Annotated in this window: 13 protein-coding genes; 9 read left to right on the plus strand and 4 right to left on the minus strand. The window is 65.2% G+C overall.

Annotated elements, in window-relative coordinates; translation table 11 throughout:
- The coding region (locus K9L28_08730) for a hypothetical protein (GenBank protein ID MCF7936412.1) at positions 1-2,053 on the plus strand (2,053 nt) is incomplete at its 5' end.
- A gap of 53 nt (positions 2,054-2,106) precedes the next feature.
- On the opposite strand, the gene K9L28_08735 is transcribed toward K9L28_08730, so the two are convergent.
- Positions 2,107-3,090, minus strand: coding sequence for a threonine/serine dehydratase (locus K9L28_08735; protein ID MCF7936413.1), 984 nt, complete (start codon positions 3,088-3,090; stop codon positions 2,107-2,109).
- 153 nt (positions 3,091-3,243) lie between these two features.
- On the opposite strand from K9L28_08735, the gene K9L28_08740 reads away from it, so the two are divergent.
- Positions 3,244-4,050, plus strand: a complete 807-nt coding sequence (locus K9L28_08740) for a Cof-type HAD-IIB family hydrolase (protein MCF7936414.1) — start codon at positions 3,244-3,246, stop codon at positions 4,048-4,050.
- Positions 4,051-4,054: 4 nt separating this feature from the next.
- Here K9L28_08740 and K9L28_08745 read toward each other — a convergent pair whose 3' ends face one another.
- Both K9L28_08745 and K9L28_08750 read right to left on the minus strand, forming a co-directional pair.
- On the minus strand, positions 4,055-5,224 hold the full coding sequence (locus tag K9L28_08745) for an aminotransferase class V-fold PLP-dependent enzyme (GenBank protein ID MCF7936415.1): 1,170 nt from the start codon (positions 5,222-5,224) through the stop codon (positions 4,055-4,057).
- Between the two features lie 82 nt (positions 5,225-5,306).
- Positions 5,307-6,305 (minus strand): phosphohydrolase, encoded by a 999-nt coding sequence (locus K9L28_08750; GenBank protein ID MCF7936416.1) that lies wholly within the window; start codon positions 6,303-6,305, stop codon positions 5,307-5,309.
- 402 nt (positions 6,306-6,707) lie between these two features.
- On the opposite strand from K9L28_08750, the gene dnaA reads away from it, so the two are divergent.
- The 7 genes from dnaA to K9L28_08785 all read left to right on the plus strand — a co-directional run bounded on the left by dnaA (position 6,708) and on the right by K9L28_08785 (position 14,546).
- The gene (gene dnaA, locus K9L28_08755; GenBank protein ID MCF7936417.1) at positions 6,708-8,057 is read left to right on the plus strand and encodes a chromosomal replication initiator protein DnaA; all 1,350 of its coding nucleotides are present in this window, start codon (positions 6,708-6,710) and stop codon (positions 8,055-8,057) included.
- A gap of 257 nt (positions 8,058-8,314) precedes the next feature.
- Positions 8,315-9,475 carry a DNA polymerase III subunit beta gene (dnaN, locus tag K9L28_08760; protein MCF7936418.1) on the plus strand — a complete coding sequence of 387 codons (1,161 nt, stop codon included), beginning with the start codon at positions 8,315-8,317 and terminating at the stop codon, positions 9,473-9,475.
- The gene (gene recF / locus K9L28_08765; protein ID MCF7936419.1) at positions 9,465-10,631 is read left to right on the plus strand and encodes a DNA replication and repair protein RecF; all 1,167 of its coding nucleotides are present in this window, start codon (positions 9,465-9,467) and stop codon (positions 10,629-10,631) included. Before dnaN ends, recF begins: the two co-directional genes overlap by 11 nt.
- Entirely contained in the window at positions 10,628-12,505 is a 1,878-nt protein-coding gene (gene mnmG / locus K9L28_08770; GenBank protein MCF7936420.1) for a tRNA uridine-5-carboxymethylaminomethyl(34) synthesis enzyme MnmG, read from the plus strand. The genes recF and mnmG overlap by 4 nt, the downstream gene beginning before the upstream one ends.
- Entirely contained in the window at positions 12,502-12,972 is a 471-nt protein-coding gene (locus K9L28_08775; protein ID MCF7936421.1) for a DUF721 domain-containing protein, read from the plus strand. The genes mnmG and K9L28_08775 overlap by 4 nt, the downstream gene beginning before the upstream one ends.
- Positions 12,973-13,010: 38 nt before the next feature.
- Entirely contained in the window at positions 13,011-14,045 is a 1,035-nt protein-coding gene (locus K9L28_08780) for a homoserine dehydrogenase (GenBank protein MCF7936422.1), read from the plus strand.
- 108 nt (positions 14,046-14,153) lie between these two features.
- Positions 14,154-14,546: a class II SORL domain-containing protein gene (locus K9L28_08785; GenBank protein MCF7936423.1), complete on the plus strand. Its 393-nt coding sequence runs from the start codon at positions 14,154-14,156 to the stop codon at positions 14,544-14,546.
- Positions 14,547-15,133: 587 nt separating this feature from the next.
- On the opposite strand, the gene K9L28_08790 is transcribed toward K9L28_08785, so the two are convergent.
- Positions 15,134-15,349 (minus strand): hypothetical protein (locus K9L28_08790; GenBank protein MCF7936424.1); only part of this gene is annotated, 216 nt, incomplete at its 5' end.

Genomic DNA, 15,349 nt, shown 5'->3' on the forward strand with positions numbered 1-15,349 from the left:
GAGGGCCCGCCGCGACGGGACGCCCATCACCCTGCAGGGATGCATCCACACAGGGGAAACAGAGCGGCTGGATCTCGCCATCGCCGCCGACGGGGCCGCCCCCGCACTGCTGGGCTCACTCCCGGGATTCCCCTGGCTGGAATCCATCTCCGGCGAGGGGAAGGCCCGCTGCCGCCTCACCGGCCCCATCGACCATCCGACATACGCCCTCCAACTGCAGGCACCAGCTCTGGACACGCCGCTGGGACAGCTTGGGGAGGTACGCCTCAAGGCCGCCTTCGACCGCAGTCAGCTCGCGCTGGACAGCTGTTCCGCCACCCTGGGAGGGGGGCGGCTGCAGCTGGAGGGAACGCTTCCGCTCCGTGAAGGCGACGGCCGCCTGGAAGGGCGGCTGGAAGGCTGCCGCCCCGCCGCGCTGTCGCTTCCGGGGAGCGTCACCGGCACCTTCACCGTTTCGGGTTCTGCAGCGGCGCCGCAGGTCGCCGCCCATCTCGCCGTCGAGGAGATGTCCCTCCCGCTGCTCGGCAGGGGAAGGGCCGAGCTGGAGCTCGCCGGAGGGAGCGAGGGGCTCACCGTCAGGAAGGGCCTCCTGACCGCCGAAAACGGTCGTCTCGACGCCACCGGCACACTCAATCCTCTGGAAGGCACCGCTTCACTGACCGGCGGTTTTCGGGAGGTCCGCCTCAAGGCCACCCACGCCGCTCTGGAGCAGATCGGCCTCTATCCGCGGGGGATCTGCAGCGGGCGCTTCTCCCTCCAGTACGATCCCGAAGGCCTCCGTCTCGAGGCCGACACAACCGCCACCGAAGCCGGCGTCAACGGCATCCCGCTGGCCGACTGCTCCTGGAAGGCAACCTACGACGGAGAGACGCTGACCATCGACCCGCTGGAAGCCCGTCTCGCCGGGGGGACACTCTCCGCAGAGGCCTCTGCGGAGAGTGTCCGGGGAAACCCTGGAAAGGGCTCCTTCTCGGCGTCCCTGGAGGAAATCGACCTGGCCGAACTCCCCCGGGGGATCCTCCCCAGGAGGGTCGACCTCCGGGGCCGTGCCTCGCTGGAGTGTGACGGCACATGGGAGGACGGCAGCCTTGCCCTGGAGGGCCGCGCAGGTATCCCGGCGCTGGAGATCGATAAAACAGCTAGACTGGAGGAGCTGGCCCTCTCTTTCCGGTACGGCGGCGGCGAGGCTTCCGCCTCCCTGACCGCCGGGAGCGGGGAGGGAGGCGTGCACGCCTCCGGAAGCTACGACACCGCCGGGAACCATTGGCAGGGAAGGGTGCGCATGGAGGAGATCACCCTGGACCGACTCCTGCCGGGCCTGCCCGTCACCGGAACGGGGGATCTGCACATCTCGGCGGAGGCAGAGGCCGACAAGCTCTATACGCTGGAGGGAACGGGAGAGCTCTCCCTCCGCGACGGCAGCATCAGCGGATACGCTCCCATCGAGGCCATGGCGGCCACCTCCGACAGGAACGCCCTCTCCTTCCGGCACCTGCAGGCCGGCTTCGCCCTCTGCGGGGAGAGCCTCTATATCCTTCCGGGAAGCCGGATCACCGCCGAAGGGGACAACCCCCTCTACCACTACCTCTCCCTGGATGGGACCCTCACTCTGGACGGCAGGATCGACATCAACGGGTACGGCACCGTCAACGTCACCGCCATGAACGCCTTCTTCGGCGCCCTGCAGGAGATCGTCAACGCCGCCAGAACCGACAACGCCACCGAACAGGAGGTCATCAACAATATGGTCAGCGGGCTGGTGACAGGTCTCTCCACCGGGGACTTCCGCCCCGTCACCTTCCAGCTGGCGGGGCCACTGGATTCCCCCTCGGTGAACGAGCTGCATGTGGCCGAGAAAGAGCGCTACAGCGGCGCACCCAGCCTTCCCGGCGACAGCCGGATAGACCGTCCGCACGCCGACCGGAAGATCCGCCTCTCCCTCTCGATCCCCGCAGAGGGAGGGGTGGCAAGCGGGGAGGTGGAACAGCAGCTCCAGGACCAGATCATCGACCAGCTGATCCGGCGTCTCATCCCCGAACAAGACCACGACTGAGGGCGCTGCCGCGCCCCCAGTCGTTCATCGGATACCCCGGAGGAGCGGTACCGCTAGATCTCCCCGTTGAGCACCCCGAGCATGCTCTGGTGGTCCACATTCCCGCCGGAGAGGACCACCCCGACGCGACGCCCCAGTTCCGGCGCCTTCCCGGCCAGCAGAGCCGCCACACCCACCGCACCGGCACCCTCCACCACCTGGTGGTGTTCGCGGTGGAGCGTACGCATGGCCTCGGCGATCTCCGCCTCTTCCACACTGAAAAAGCCATTGATCCCCTGGCGCCGGGCCAGATCGAAGAGGGCCTGCGGGAAGCCCCCGGTGAGCCCGTCGGCCAGAGAGGGGTCGTAGTCCACCTCGATGATCTCTCCCGCCTCCCAGGAGAGCACCCAGGGCCGGGAGGCCACCGACTGAACGCCCCAGACATCGATCCCGGGCCGCAGCGCCCTGGCCGCCAGGGTCACCCCGTTGATCAGTCCGCCGCCCCCGGCGGGAACCAGCAGCGTGTCCAGATCCGGCACGTCCAGCAGCATCTCCAGACCCAGCGTGGCGGCGCCGCAGACCACATGGTGGTCGTTGAAGGAGGAGACATAGGTCATCCCCTCCTCGTCGGCGAGGCGGTGGGCCCGCTCCTCGGCCTTGTCGTAGTGTTCCGCCTCCGCGTCGAGGGTCACCCAGTCGCCGCCCAGACGTTCGATGGCCCTGCGCTTGGTCTGCGGGCAACCCCGGGGAACACAGACCGCGGCACGGACCTCCAGCGCCCCGGCCGCCATGGCGATCCCCTGGGCGTGGTTGCCGCTGGAGGCGGTGACCACGCCGCGGCTCCGCTCCTCCTCCGTAAGACTGTACATCTTGTTCAGGGCACCGCGGATCTTGAAGGAGCCGCAGATCTGCCGGTTCTCCCATTTCAGGTAGATCTCCCTCCCTGTTCCTTCCGACAGAGAAGGGGAAAACTCCGTAGGGGTGTGCCGCATCCGGCCGGCCAGAAAGATTCGGGCCTGCAGGACATCGGTGATCGTGGGATGCAGAGACAGGGTCATGCCGTCACGTTCCTTTCCGCTTGGACTCCCGTCGGCGGCGCACCGTGGTATGATGCACCCGGAAGGCCCTCGGAAGAGATGGTGCTGTTTCTCCGGCGGCCTTCCGCCGACAGTGCATACAATCTTAGCGCCATTCCGCAGGGAGGGAAAGAGATGCCCCCGTACCGACTGCTCGCCCTGGACCTGGACGGCTCCATGCTCACCCCCGACAACCGCATCGCTCCGGCCACCGGAGAGGCCATCCTGGCCGCCGCCGCACAGGGAATCCGTATCACCATCGCCACGGGCCGGATGTTCTCCTCCGCCGCCGTCTTCGCGTCGCGGCTCGGTCTGGATATCCCCCTGATCACCTACAACGGCGCCCTGGTGCGCACCTCCGGAAGCGGTGAAACCCTGCACCACACACCCATGCCGACGGGCCCGGCCCGGGAGGTGCTGCACTACTTCCGGGAACGACGCTGGCCCATCTACAGCTTTATCGACGACCGGCTCTACGTGGAGGAGATCACCGACGAGGTCCGCACCTACGGGTCCATCGCCTTCACCGAGCCCATCGCCATCGGCGGAGCGCTCTACCATCCGGAGAGGGCACCCACAAAGCTCCTGGCCCCCGCCGAGTCCGTTCCGGGCGGGATGAACCACCTCAGCGGCAGTGTGAAGGCACGCTTCGACGGCCGTCTCATGGTGGCGATCTCCACCCCCCGCTATCTGGACATCTGCCATCCCCAGGTCAACAAGGGCCGGGCCCTGCAGTTCGTGGCCCACCGGTACGGCATCCCCCCTCGGGAGATCGCCGCCATCGGTGACTCGGAAAACGACATCGCCATGTTCCGCAAGGCCGGACTGCGCATCGCCATGGGCAACGCCAGGGAACAGGTCAAGGATGCCGCCGACCACGTGACCTCCTCCAACCGCGACGACGGCATGGCCCACGCCATCAGATCATATATCCTCCCCTGAGGATCTACCGCCCGCCTCTGGCCGCACACGCCCGGAGAGCATCGACCGTGCTGTCGATATCCTCGGCGGTCGTGAAATAGCCCGGCGAGAGCCGCAGCGCCCCCTGAGGGAAGCTTCCCACCGTCCGGTGGGCCAGCGGCGCGCAGTGGAGGCCGGGTCTGGTCTCGATCCCGTACTCCTCGGAGAGGGTATAGGCCAGCAGTCCGTTGTCCCAGCCCGCCATATCGAGGGCAAAGACAGGCAGCCTCCGCTCCATGTCCCGGGGGCCGAAGAGGGTCACCGCCGGCATGGCCAGCAGCCCCTCCAGCAAACGGGCGCCCAGCTCCCTCCGGCGGCGGTGGATGGTGTCGATCCCCTGTTCCTCGATCCAGTCAAGCGCGGCGAGGAATCCGGCCAGACCGGGCAAATTGGGCGTGCCGGACTCGAACTTGTCGGGCATCACCTCGGGCTGACGCTCCTCGTGGGAGTAGCTCCCCGTGCCGCCTTCGACAAGAGGGCGCACCTGTTCGTGGAAGCCGGGCTTCCAGAGCGTTCCCCCGATCCCCTGGGGCCCCATCAGCCCCTTGTGGCCGGTGAAGGTCAGCGCCGCCAGGCCCCAGGCTTCGGCCGTCAGCGGGATCTCCCCGGCGGTCTGCGCGGCGTCGAGCACCAGCGGCACCCCCGCCTCGGCACAGAGCGAGGCGATCATCTCCATATCCTGGATGGAGCCTGTGATATTGCTGGCGTGGGAGAGCACCACCAGGTCGGCTCCCTCCTCCAGGGCCGGACGCAGTACGGTCTCCTCCAGGAACCCCTCCCGCGAACAGGGCAGCACCTCCAGCCGCACCCCCTGGGCCTCCAGGCTCCGCAGCGGCCGGACCACCGCATTGTGTTCCATACTGGTGGTAAGCACCCGCATACCGGGTCTGCAGTAGCCCTTGAGAACCATATTCAACGCATAGGTCACATTATGGGTGAAGGTCACATACCGGGAATCCCCGCCCCTGTAGCCCCCCATCATGGAGGCCGCCCTGTCTCTGCAGGTCGTGACCATATCCAGGGTGGAGATATCGCGTTTCGCCGCCGAACCCCTGGAGAGATTGGCCCCGCCGGAACGCAGGAACCCGGCCATCGCCCCGGCCACCCTGTCCGGTTTGGGCCAGGACGTGGCCGCGTTGTTCATGTAGATCGCCACGGAACACCCGCCACCTTTCAATTCTGGAATAAACTATATTCCAAATCCTACCACATTCCGCACCGGGTGCGCCGGATTCCGCCTAGCTCTCCCTGGATTTGAGCATATCGCCGATCGAGATCCCCAGCGGCCGATCCTGTTCGTCCAGGGTACGCACCGCCGACAGCAGGCTCTCCCGAATCTGCTCCTGACGGTAGTTTCTGGGGAAGTAGACCGCCGCGGCGTCGCCGTGGCCCCCGCCGCGGATCCGCTTGCCGTCCCTGAGGATCCCCACCACCTTGGCGGCCAGACCGCTCCGGCTCCGCAGCGACACCGCCCAGTCGCCTTTCATCCGCCGATTGGCCACCGCCACCAGCCGGGCGGGGTGATCGCTCCGGTCCAGCAACAGTCCGCCGAAATCGGAGACATCGCCGAACTCCAGCAGCCCCGGCGCCACCCAATCCAGCAGCTCGCCGGTACGGGCCACCTCCTCCCTGGCCCTGGCGAAGCGCTCCTCCTGGGCGGTCACAAAGGCGGTGCACTGTTCGTACTCGGGTTCCAGCAGGGCAGAGGAGGGATTGGCGGCAAGCCGGGCGAAGACCCCCCAGGGACCGCTCATGGTCACCAGCGCCTGCCAGAGACGGCTCTCGGGGCGCTCATTGATCCAGAGATCCCGGTCGTTGGCCACCTCCACCAGATCGCTCATCGCCACCAGCCGCTGCCGCACCGCCCCGGACGTATGCTCCAGCAGCCAGCGGTGGTAGACCTTGGCGGCGCAATACCCCGGGTCGATGACCAGCCAGGACCGGTTGCCGAAACGCTCCAGCGTTGTTTTGTGGTGGTCGAAGAAAAAGGGCTCCCCGGCATCGCCGAACCGCCGGTCCAGCTCGTCGATGGTCTCCTGACGCTGGCAGAAGAGATCCAGCACCAGCGGGCTGTACCCCTCCTGCAGGGCCTGGAGGATCCGGTCGTCCACCTCGCCGTAGCCCAGCAGCGAGACCCGGGGCGGCGCTTCTTCGGGGTAGTGGGCGTGCCAGGCCACCGCCGCAGCGGTCACCCCGTCCAGATCCGTATGGCTGATCACATGTTGCATCGCGTGCATCCCCATCACCTTCCCAATGGTTTATGTCCCTCCCAGTATACCTTGCCGTGGAGAAGCTGTAGAATTGTGGATAACCGGAAGCGGACTCATCCACATTATCCACATATGTGGATAACCGCGTGGATAAGCCGCCGGATATTCCAATCAGTCCTTTGTCAGCGATCATCAAAATGTCGGCGCTTTTCACACAACGGGGCGAACGCCGCTGTGGACAGATCTCAGGTTATCCACAGTGTTGTCCCCAGTGGTGTGGAAAAGCCGGGATTCATCCACAAGGGCTGTGATAGGATATGGTTCCCTGTCGCCCCATCAGACGGGGCACCACCCGAACGGGGCCGGCACGGAAGACCGGTACGCCGGAACCCGCCGACCGGTTTTCCGGCAGAGGGAAACCGCAGCCCGATGAAACCAGGAGGGGTACCCTTGGATCAAGATCTCGAACAGCTGTGGCAGGTTGTCCTGGAGGAGGCCAGAGAGCGCCTCCCCTCCGGAACAACAGACATCTGGCTGAAAACCTGTCTTCCCGTCTCTCTGGAGGAGGGGACGCTCACGCTGGACGTTCCCAATGTCTTCGTGAAAGAACAGATTCAGTCACGCTTTGTGGACACCCTGGTCGCCATCATCAGAGAACGCGACATCGGCAGCGATATCGCCTTCCAGGTGGGGACGGAGGTCCGCGGCGACGAACAGAAACGCGCCGAGAAGGCCGCGCAGCCGCAGCAGCCCCAGGGCACGGCCGCGGGACTGAACCCCAACTATACCTTCGACAGCTTTGTGGTGGGCAAATCGAACCGACTGGCCCACGCCTCCAGCCTCGCCGTGGCCGAATCGCCAGGCGCAGCCTACAACCCCCTGTTTATCTGGGGCGGAGTAGGGCTGGGCAAGACCCACCTCATGCAGGCCATCGGCCAGTACATCTACAAGAACAACGCCTCGTCGAAGGTCGTCTACGCTCCGTCCGACCGCTTTATCAACGAATTCATCATGGCCATCCAGAACAAACGGACCCAGGACTTCAAGATGAAGTACCGCAGCATGGACGTGCTGCTCATCGATGATATCCAGTTTCTGGCCAACAAGGAAGGCACCCAGGACGAATTCTTCCATACCTTCAACAGCCTCTACGACGCCAAAAAACAGATCGTCATCAGCTCCGACCGCCCCCCCAAGGAGATCCAGCGGGTAGAGGAACGCCTGGTCAGCCGATTCGCCTGGGGACTGGTGACAGACATCCAGCCGCCCGACCTGGAGACCCGTATCGCTATCCTCCAGAAGAAGGCCCAGTTCAAGGGCTACCAGGTTCCCGAAGATGTCATCCACTTTCTGGCCCAGCATATCCCCAGCAACATCCGGGATCTGGAAGGGGCCTTGAACCGCCTCATCGCCTGTTCGGATCTCAACAAGGAGCCCGTCACCACCGACAACGCCGCGGAGTGGCTGAAAGACATCATCCGCAATGTCTCGCGCGGCCCGGTGAGTATCAAGCTGATCCAGCAGCTCACCGCCGAAGCCTTCGACCTGGAGGTCAAAGACCTCACCAGCAGCCGGCGGACCGCCGACATCGCCCAGGCCAGACAGGTAGCCATGTACCTCTGCCGGGAGCTCACCGACGCCAGCCTCCAGCAGATCGGCACCGCATTCAAGCGAAAGGACCATACCACGGTGATCCACGCCTGCAAGAAGATCGAGGAGGTCCTCAAAAGCGATGTACGCATAGGCTCCATTGTGGATAACATACGGAAAAGGTTGTGAATCTGTCTGTGCATGACCGGTGAAGAGGTTGTGCATAGCATTGTGGAGAACGACGGCATAGCGCTTTTTCCACACACACTTGTGGATAATGTGGATAACAGGAGGGGGGATGTGGGCAACCCTCCCCAGGTTATCCACATATCCAGAGGCTCCACTGCAAGATCCGCTGGAGGTTTTCCACAAATCCACAGGTCTTATCAGTATCTCCGTCTCTTATACCTAAAGAGACAGAAGCAGAGAAGAAGAGGAGTGAGGCAATGCGACTTACTGTGGATAAACGAGCCTTCCTCCACAGCTGGCAGCGTGCGGAGCGGAATATCGGAACCACCAGCACCATCAGCACACTCTCGGGGATACGCTGCGAAGCGACAGAGGAACAGGTGATCCTGCAGTCGACGGACCTCAAGACATCGATTACCTGCACCACCAAGGGAGCCACCGTCGACGAACCTGGAGAGGTCATCCTTCCCGTTCGGGCGGTGGGGGAGCTGTTCAAGAAGATCCCCGACGAGACCTTCTCCATGGAGGCCGGCGAGCACCGCATCACGATCAACGCCGGCGGAAGCCGGTACACCTTCACCCTCTACTCCGCCGAGGATTTCCCCCCCTTCCACTCCTCGGGGGAGGCCCGCCCCTTCATCACCCTCCCCATCGGCGAATTCCAGCGTCTCCTGGAGGAGGGAACCTTCGCCGGCCTGACGGGCGACAAGTTTCCGCAGTACCTCAGCGGTGCCTGCATCGACAGGAAACAGGGCAGTATCACCCTCGCCGCCACAGACAGCCTCCGTCTCTCCCTGGCCAGATACGTTGCGGAAGGAGAGGTGCCGGAGGAGCCCTCCCGGCTGATCCTTCCCAACAAGAGCCTCCGGGATTTGCACTGGCTTCTGGCGACGGTAGAGGACGACACCAAGGATGTGGTCATCAAGGAGGACGACGCCCAGGCATACTTCATTCTTCCGGAGCTCGAATTCTCCGTGAGGAAGCTGGATACCATGTTCCCCAATTATGAGGAATTCCTGACCGACAATATCACCACTACCCTCATCGCGAACCGGGAAACGCTGATCGGTGCGGTGGAGCGGGCCGATCTGGTGGTCAAGAATTTCAGTAGAATGGTGATGTTTTACATCGAAACCGAGCAGGGCTGCCATATCACCGCCGACGCCCCCGATGTGGGAGAGGCGGTGGAGTATCTGGATACGGACATCGAAGGCCAGAACCTCCGGATCGCCTTCAACTCCCGGTATCTCCTGGATGGTCTGAAGGCCCTCCACGGGGAGAGGGTACTGCTCTCCTTCAACGGTCAGGAGGGACAGATGACCATGTCCCGCCCCGGCACCGAGGAGTTCTGCTACGTCCTGATGCCCATCAATCTGAACGAGACCGACAGCGCCCACTACGATCCGGATGCATATTGAGCGGCTCCGCCTCCAGGACTATCGCAATCTGGCGCCCCAGCGACTGGAGATGTCGCCGGGACTCCAGATCCTCCAGGGGCCCAACGGCGCCGGCAAGAGGAATCTCCTGGAGGCGGTGCACCTCCTCACCGGCTGGGGGCCCCTGCCGGGACGGAAGACCGCCGATGTGCTCCGGTGGTCCCGCGGAGCGGAGGAGGAGACCGGACGCTCCCCCGGGGAGCGGCGTGCCTCCAGGGCTCTGCTGTCCGGTCATTTCCGCGGCGAAACAGAGGTCCACGTGGCCGCGGCCGTGGGCCGCTCCTCGGTGCTCTGGCTGAACGAAAGCAAAAGCTCCGCCACGGAGGTACGGTCCTCCGTGCCGTCGTTGATCTTCCTCCCCGAGGATCTGGCCCTGGTGGAGGGAAGCCCCGCCGTGCGGCGGCGCTTTCTCGACCGACTCTGCGCGCTGCTGCTGCCCCTCTACGCGCAACGGCTCCACAGCTACCGACGGGTGCTCAGGCAGCGCGGCGCCCTGCTCCGGGATCGACGGAGCCCCCGCATGACCACCCAGCTGCTGGTGGACCTCGGTTCCTGGGTATGGAAGGCCAGGGAGCGCACGGCCCTGCAGCTGGCAGGGAGCCTGGAGCAGGTCGGCGCCTTGCTCCCCGGTCCGCTTGTGGTAGAGTTTCATCGAGGGGGCGGTGTCGGGATGCCCGCCCCCTCTGATGATTTTGTCCAATCACTCAAAAAATATGCCGATGAGGAGCGTTTCCGGCGCTCCCCCCGGACCGGTCCCCAGCGTGACGATCTGCTGCTTTCCGCCGGCGGCCGCGAGGCGAGTGTTGTCTTCAGCCGTGGGCAGCGGCGGCGGGTGGCGGTGGCGCTGATGCTGGCCGCCGGCCATACCGTTGCCCGCCACCTGAAGCGGACGCCGCTCCTTCTGCTTGACGAGGTGGCCGCGGAGCTGGACGATGAAGGGCGGCGCGTGCTCGCCGAGGCCTTGAAGGACACCGGCTGGCAGGTGCTGGCCGCCACCGCCGAGATGGTGCCGCCGGAGTGGCGCGGGACGGTGTGGCGTCTCGACGACGGCCGGATCAGCCGGGTGGAGGGGACGGAACAGGACACGCGAGACGATGGCGGCACCCTGGGTGCCGGAGATGGTGGAGTGGTGCTATGACCGAACAGTACGATGTCATTGTGGTGGGCGGCGGACACGCCGGCTGCGAAGCGGCCCTGGCGGCGGCGCGGATGGGTGCCTCCACACTCATGCTGAATCTCTCGCTGGACAATGCGGCGCTGATGGCCTGCAACCCTTCGGTGGGCGGTCCTGCCAAGGGCCATCTCCTCCGGGAGGTGGATGCCCTGGGCGGCGAGGAGGGACGCGCCGCCGACGCCACGACACTGCACATCCGCTGGCTCAATACGTCCAAGGGTCCGGCGGTCCGTACCCTGCGGGCCCAGTGCGACATGCGGGCCTACCACCGCTGGTTCAAGAACACCCTGGAGGCCACGGAGCATCTCGATGTCTTCCAGGCCATGGTGACCGGCCTGATTGTGGAGGAGGGCGTTCTCCGTGGGGTGGTCACCAGAATGGGGATGCGCTTTTTCGCCCCCCGTGTGGTCCTCACCACCGGCACCTATCTGGGCGGCAAGGTTCATATCGGGATGACCAGCTTCGCTTCGGGCCCCCTGGGGGAGATGCCCGCCACGGGGCTGACCGGTGCGCTCGAGGCCCGGGGCTTTCGACTGATCCGTCTCAAGACCGGCACGCCGCCGCGGATCCACGCCTCCACGGTGGACTGGCAGAGCCTGGACAGGCAGCCCAGCGACGACGAGCCGCTCTGCTTCTCCCACTGGGGGGAGCCGAAACGGTACAGCGGGTTTGCCTGCTACCTCACCAGGAGCACCCCGGAGACCCACCGGATCATCAACGGCTATCTGGACCAGTCGCCGCTGTTTACCGGGCAAATCGACGGCGTGGGGCCCCGGTACTGCCCCTCCATCGAGGACAGGGTGGTGAGGTTCCCCCACCGGGAGGGACACCAGGTCTTTCTGGAGCCGGTAGCCCGGGACAGTGTGGAGATCTACATGCAGAACTTCTCCTCCAGCCTGCCCTTCGAGGCCCAGGTCAGAATGGTGCGCTCCCTGCCGGGCTGCGGGCGGGCCCATATCCTCCGGCCGGCCTACGCCATCGAGTACGACTGCATCGACCCCATCCAGCTCCATCCCTGGCTGGAGACCCGGCGTCTGCCGGGGCTCTACTGCGCCGGCCAGATCAACGGCACCTCCGGCTATGAGGAGGCCGCCGCCCAGGGGATGGTGGCCGGGATCAACGCTGTCCTGAACCTCTGGGGGGAGGACCCCCTGGTGCTGGACCGGGCCCAGGGCTACACAGGCGTCCTGGTGGACGATCTGGTTACCAAGGGCACCAGCGAACCCTACCGGATGTTCACCAGCCGCTGCGAGCATCGGCTGCTGCTGCGGCACGACAACGCCGACCGGCGGCTCGCCCCGGTCGGGCGACGGCTCGGGCTGGTCGACGACAGCCGGGGGCAGGTGCTGACCCGTCGCTGGAAGGCCATCGAGGAGGAGCAGCGGCGCCTCCGGGAGGTGCGTATCGCCCCTTCGGAGGGGCTGAACGAGGCCCTCCGGGCCGCCGGCGAGAGCCCCCTGCGGGAGGGCTGCACCGCCGAGGGACTCCTCAAGCGGCCCGGCGTGGGCTACCCTCTGATCGCCCGTTTCGCCCCGCCCCCGGAGCCGCTGGAGAAGGAGGTCGCCAGGAGGGTGGAGATCGAGACCGCCTACGGAGGCTATGTGGCCCGGCAGATGAAGCAGGTGGAGCGGATGCGGCGCAAGGAACACGTCGCCATCCCTCCGGATTTCTCCTATCGGGGGATCCACGGTCTGCTGTCGGAGAGTGTCCAGAAGCTGGAGGATGTGCGGCCCGCCACCCTGGGACAGGCTTCGCGGATCGCCGGGGTCACCCCGGCGGATGTCCAGCTCCTCTGGGTGGCTCTGGAGGCACGCAAACGAAAGGGGGCGGAACAATGAGCCGAAGACGGCGCGAAGACGACCTCAAATCGGTGCAGGAGCTCCTCTGGGCCTCCCTGCCGCCCCAGGGACGGCGACAGCTGCTGGTGGCCCAGCTGGCCCGGCAGTGGAACCGCATCGTCGGGCCGGCGCTGGCCGGGAAGAGCGCCCTCACGGCCCTGGAGGAGGGCAAGGCGCTGGTCACCGCCGCCAGCCCCGCTGTGGCCCAGGAGCTGAACATGCGGGGGGCCTCCATCGTCCGGACCCTCTCCAGGTATGGCCTGGAGGTCACCGGGGTGCAGGTCCGGGTGGGCGAGGTCCGCCGGCGTGCCCCCAAAGGGCGCACACAGCCGGCGCAGCGGAGCGCCAGGGTGGACACCGAAGAGGTGCGACGCTGCAGAGAACAGGTGGAAGAACGCATCCACCGCGACGACGTGGCCGATTCCTTCGCCCGGATGATGGCCACCTTCAAGAAACGCTTTCGATAGACCACACCGGCAGATACCACCCGAAGGAGGAGAGCGACATGCGTATCGGACTCATCGGATTCGGCAACGTGGGGCAGGGGCTGCTCCGGATCTTCCGGAGGAAACAGCGGAAGCTGGAGCAGCGGTACGGCTTTGCGCCCCGGGTGACCTTCATCGCCGACCCCATCATGGGCACCGTCCACGATCCCGAAGGACTCGATCTGGGTGAGATCCTGGATCGTCTGGACGGCGAGGGGCATATCAAAAGCCACAGACAGGCGGTCAAGCGGGAGAGCCTGGATCTGATTGCAAGCGGCGACGCCGACCTCATTGTGGAGGCCACCGTCACCAACCTCGAGACAGGCAGACCCGGACTGACCCATATCCGCGCCGCGCTGGAACGCGGCGTCCACGTGGTCTCCACCAACAAGGGGCCCGTGGCCGTTGCGCTGCCGGAGCTGCTGGAGACGGCCCGGAACAACCGTGCGGCCTACCGCTTCGAGGGCGTGGTCATGAGCGGCACACCGGCGATCAACCTGGCCGAGGATGCCCTGGCCGGCTGCGACATCCACCGTATTCAGGGGATCGTCAACGGCACGACCAACTACATCCTCACCAGGATGGAGGAGGGGATGGGTTTCGACCAGGCCCTCAAGAAGGCCCAGGAGCTGGGCTACGCCGAGGCCGATCCCACCGGCGACGTGGAAGGCTGGGACGCCGCCGTCAAGGTGGCCATCATGTCCACCGTCCTGATGGAATCGCCCTGTACGGTCCGCCAGGTGAAGATGGAGGGCATCGAGCACGTCACCCTCGAACGGGTCAACGAGGCCCGGGAGCGGGGGAACCGCCTCAAGCTCATCGCCGAGCTGGTCCGTCTGGACGGCGAGGTGAGCGCCCAGGTGTCGCCCAGGGAGCTCCCCGTGAGTCATCCTCTCGCGGCGGTCAAGGACGCCGTCAACGCCCTGACCTTCAGTACCGACCACCTCGGCGACGTGACCATCATGGGCCCCGGCGCCGGCAGGGTGGAGACCGGCCAGGCCCTCCTGACGGACATCCTGGCCGTTCATCGGTCCTGGGGGAATCCCGGGGCATAATTTCTGAAACCGTTACATATTGTCGGACCCGCCGTGGGTTTGACAAACCGTCCAGGTTATGAGAAGAATAAGCATGTAGCAGATTCCCAATCGAAGGGGGTACGATCTATGGCATTCGCAGATGTATTCAAAAGCGGAGACTGGAAAGGCGAAAAGCACGTACCGGTCATCGAGGCGCCGGAAACGGTCAAGGCAGGCGAGCCGGCGAGCGTCACGGTGAGCATCGGGAAGGGCGTGGCCCATCCCAATACAACGGAGCACCACATCCGCTGGATCCGGCTCTACTTCAAGCCCGCAGGCGCCAATGTGGTCTACGACGTGGCGACCTTCGAGTTCAATGCCCACGGCGAATCCACCAAGGGCGCCAACGAGGGTCCGGCCTGCACCGACCCCGCCGGTGTCGCCACCGTGAAGCTCCAGGAGTCCGGCACCCTCATGGCTGCCTCCTACTGCAACATCCACGGCCTCTGGGAGAACGAGAAGGAGATCACCGTCGCCTAAAGCCGACGCATACACGGCCTGACGGCACATCCATAGCGTACGAAGACCGCCCCGGGACGTCCCGGGGCGGTCTGTCATATCCCCCCGAGGAGCCGCCACCAGAGGGGGAGCGTCACAAAGGAGACGGGGATCCCCACGCCCACCATCACCTGACTTCCGCGCGCAGACACTACGAACCCGCATGAGCACTGGATCTTCAGCGAGACCCTAGGCACTACAAATGTGCAGGGCGGACCATCGTCCCGATTGGGATAATTGATCCGCCCTGCAGCTTTGGTTGTTGCTCCTATCGTTCTATGCCTGTGTCGGTGGCCGACGTTGCCGAAGGAATGGTTGTCGCTGTCCTCCCCGTCCGGGTGTCCGGCCTTGAGGGGTAGAGAGCTGCCGACTACCGGATCTTCGGGGTGTGCCGTTCACTTCAGAAAGGGCGAGGGAAGGATCTGTCGGCAAAACGAACGGTTCGCGCACGCTGTGTGCCTTTGCTCTGTCTGCCTTGCCGGGATTGTGTGTACCATTTCCGCGCTGCGGCTCCCGCCGTTATCCCGGTATCGGTACGTTGACGGTATCTTCCGTTCCTCCGCTCATTTCTACGTTGTCTCGTAGCTCCTGCGGTTTCTGTATTTCCGGAGCGAGAGCAGCTCCGTGGGGACCTCGTTCCGCCGTGCCCCAAGGGCTTTGTAGATCCGCTTCGCTTCCGGCGAGAGGGTGCCGGGGAAGCGGTACTTCTTGCCGGTCGCCGTATCCTCGATGACCGCCGACTGGACGTCCAGCAATGTCTTGCGTATCTGTTCCACCGAGAGGTT

It is taken from the genome of Synergistales bacterium, from assembly GCA_021736445.1.
Lineage (GTDB): Bacteria > Synergistota > Synergistia > Synergistales > Aminiphilaceae > JAIPGA01.